Raw genomic sequence first — 3,508 nt, 5'->3', positions numbered from 1 at the left:
GTGAGTGGCCGGCGGTGACCTACTCTCCCACCCAGTCTCCCGAGCAGTACCATCGGCGCTGGTGGGCTTAGCTTCCGGGTTCGGAATGAGACCGGGCGTTTCCCCACCGCTATGACCACCGGACCACAAAGGCCAGGATCGAACACGAGTTCTCTCCCGAGAACCACACAATGGACGCGAAACACCAGCAGCCGGTGTCATCGTTCAATCAGTAGATCAAGTTCGTTCATGCTCGTGCACTCATCACGCGCACCCACACCCACCCGTTGGTGGTAGCTGGTGCGTAGTAGACAAGTGATCGGCCTATTAGTACCGGTCAGCTCCACAACTCTCTCGTCGTTGCTTCCACACCCGGCCTATCAACCCCGTCATCTCCAGGGAGCCTCCCACCCCAAAGGGGCACGGAAACCTCATCTCGAAGCAGGCTTCCCGCTTAGATGCCTTCAGCGGTTATCCCTTCCGAACGTAGCCAACCAGCCATGCCCTTGGCAGAACAACTGGCACACCAGAGGTTCGTCCGTCCCGGTCCTCTCGTACTAGGGACAGCCCTTCTCAAGTTTCCAACGCGCGCAGCGGATAGGGACCGAACTGTCTCACGACGTTCTAAACCCAGCTCGCGTACCGCTTTAATGGGCGAACAGCCCAACCCTTGGGACCTACTCCAGCCCCAGGATGCGACGAGCCGACATCGAGGTGCCAAACCATGCCGTCGATATGGACTCTTGGGCAAGATCAGCCTGTTATCCCCGGGGTACCTTTTATCCGTTGAGCGACCGCGATTCCACACTCCACGGCCGGATCACTAGTCCCGACTTTCGTCCCTGCTCGACCTGTCGGTCTCACAGTCAAGCTCCCTTGTGCACTTACACTCAACACCTGATTGCCAACCAGGCTGAGGGAACCTTTGGGCGCCTCCGTTACTCTTTAGGAGGCAACCGCCCCAGTTAAACTACCCACCAGGCACTGTCCCTGATCCGGATCACGGACCGAAGTTAGACATCCAGAACGACCAGAGTGGTATTTCAACGACGACTCCACCAACACTAGCGTGCCAGCTTCACAGTCTCCCACCTATCCTACACAAGCCGTCCCGAACACCAATACCAAGCTATAGTGAAGGTCCCGGGGTCTTTCCGTCCTGCTGCGCGTAACGAGCATCTTTACTCGTAGTGCAATTTCGCCGAGTTCGCGGTTGAGACAGCAGGGAAGTCGTTACGCCATTCGTGCAGGTCGGAACTTACCCGACAAGGAATTTCGCTACCTTAGGATGGTTATAGTTACCACCGCCGTTTACTGGCGCTTAAGTTCTCAGCGTCCCCACGACAAGCGCGGGTAACCGGTCCCCTTAACGTTCCAGCACCGGGCAGGCGTCAGTCCGTATACATCGTCTTGCGACTTCGCACGGACCTGTGTTTTTAGTAAACAGTCGCTTCCCCCTGGTCTCTGCGGCCCTCAAACGCTAGCCCGCAAGGAGCTTCACGCCTCAGGCCCCCCTTCTCCCGAAGTTACGGGGGCATTTTGCCGAGTTCCTTAACCACGATTCACTCGCACGCCTCGGTATTCTCTACCTGACCACCTGAGTCGGTTTAGGGTACGGGCGGCTCGAACCTCGCGCCGAGGCTTTTCTAGGCAGCATGGGATCACCCTACTTCCCCCCTACGGGGTCACCATCAGGTCTCAGACTCAGCATCAAAGCAAGAGGAGCGGATTTGCCAACCCCTCGTCCTACACCCTTGGACGTGGACAACCATCGCCACGCGGAAGCTACCCTCCTGCGTCACCCCTGTTAACACGCTTGACTACTACCGGATCGGGTCACACGCTCCACCAACCCACACCCGAAGGCATGGGCGGCTTTGGGTGCTCAGCATCCCCGGCCTCGCCATGGACGGTTCTACACCGGTACGGGAATATCAACCCGTTGTCCATCGACTACGCCTGTCGGCCTCGCCTTAGGTCCCGACTTACCCAGGGCGGATGAACCTGGCCCTGGAACCCTTGGTCAATCGGCGGACGGGGTTCTCACCCGTCATTCGCTACTCATGCCTGCATTCTCACTCGCGTGCAGTCCACCACACCATCACCAGGCGGCTTCACCCCACACACGACGCTCCCCTACCCACCCACACACCTGCCCACCAGCACCTAGCCGGCTACCAGAGCCAACCATCACTGGAGAGAGATCAACATGTGAGTGCCACAGCTTCGGCGGTGTACTTGAGCCCCGCTACATTGTCGGCGCGGAATCACTTGACCAGTGAGCTATTACGCACTCTTTCAAGGGTGGCTGCTTCTAAGCCAACCTCCTGGTTGTCTGCGCAACTCCACATCCTTTCCCACTTAGCACACGCTTAGGGGCCTTAGCTGATGATCTGGGCTGTTTCCCTCTCGACTACGAAGCTTATCCCCCGCAGTCTCACTGCCACGCTCTCACTTACCGGCATTCGGAGTTTGGCTGACGTCAGTAACCCGGTGGGGCCCATCGGCCATCCAGTAGCTCTACCTCCAGCAAGAAACACGCGACGCTGCACCTAAATGCATTTCGGGGAGAACCAGCTATCACGGAGTTTGATTGGCCTTTCACCCCTACCCACAGCTCATCCCCCAGGTTTTCAACCCTGGTGGGTTCGGTCCTCCACGCGGTCTTACCCACGCTTCAACCTGGCCATGGGTAGATCACTCCGCTTCGGGTCTAGAGCACGCGACTATGAACGCCCTGTTCGGACTCGCTTTCGCTACGGCTACCCCCCACGGGTTAACCTCGCCACGCACCACTAACTCGCAGGCTCATTCTTCAAAAGGCACGCCGTCACCCACCACAAGGACAGGCTCCGACGGATTGTAGGCACACGGTTTCAGGTACTATTTCACTCCCCTCCCGGGGTGCTTTTCACCATTCCCTCACGGTACTTGTCCGCTATCGGTCATCAGGAAGTATTTAGGCTTACCAGGTGGTCCTGGCAGATTCACACGAGATTCCACGAGCCCCGTGCTACTCGGGACATGCTCCCAAGGAGGCCGCAATGTTTCACCTACGGGGGTCTCACCCACTACGCCGGACCATCCCAGGCCCTTCGGCTACACCACGACTTTCTCACTCCCCGAACCGGTGGTAGCCGGCTCCAGAACACTCCCACAACCCCCACACCGCAACCCCTACCAGGTATCACACGATGCAGGTTTAGCCTCATCCGCTTTCGCTCGCCACTACTCACGGAATCACATGTTGTTTTCTCTTCCTGTGGGTACTGAGATGTTTCACTTCCCCACGTTCCCTCCACACACCCTATACATTCAGGTGCGGGTGACCGCCCATGACGACGGCCGGGTTCCCCCATTCGGACACCCTCGGATCAACGTTCGGTTGCCAACTCCCCGAGGCTTAACGCAGGCTCCCACGTCCTTCATCGGCTCCTGATGCCAAGGCATCCACCATGCGCCCTTACACACTTGCCCACCACACACCACCCACCACCACACACCCCGAAAGGCCGCGACAGCTTCAGTG

At 58.4% G+C, this 3,508-nt stretch carries 2 rRNA genes; both read right to left on the bottom strand.

What is annotated here, in order from left to right:
- Positions 1–6: 6 nt before the first annotated feature.
- Positions 7–123, bottom strand: a 5S ribosomal RNA gene (gene rrf / locus AB1207_RS24310).
- A gap of 163 nt (positions 124–286) precedes the next feature.
- Positions 287–3,456, bottom strand: a 23S ribosomal RNA gene (locus AB1207_RS24305).
- Between the last annotated feature and the right edge of the window lie 52 nt (positions 3,457–3,508).

This window comes from Kineococcus endophyticus, assembly GCF_040796495.1.
Taxonomy (GTDB): Bacteria; Actinomycetota; Actinomycetes; order Actinomycetales; family Kineococcaceae; genus Kineococcus; species Kineococcus endophyticus.
The sequence above is the reverse complement of the archived record's forward strand: the minus strand, read 5'-3'. Positions and strand labels throughout refer to the sequence as shown.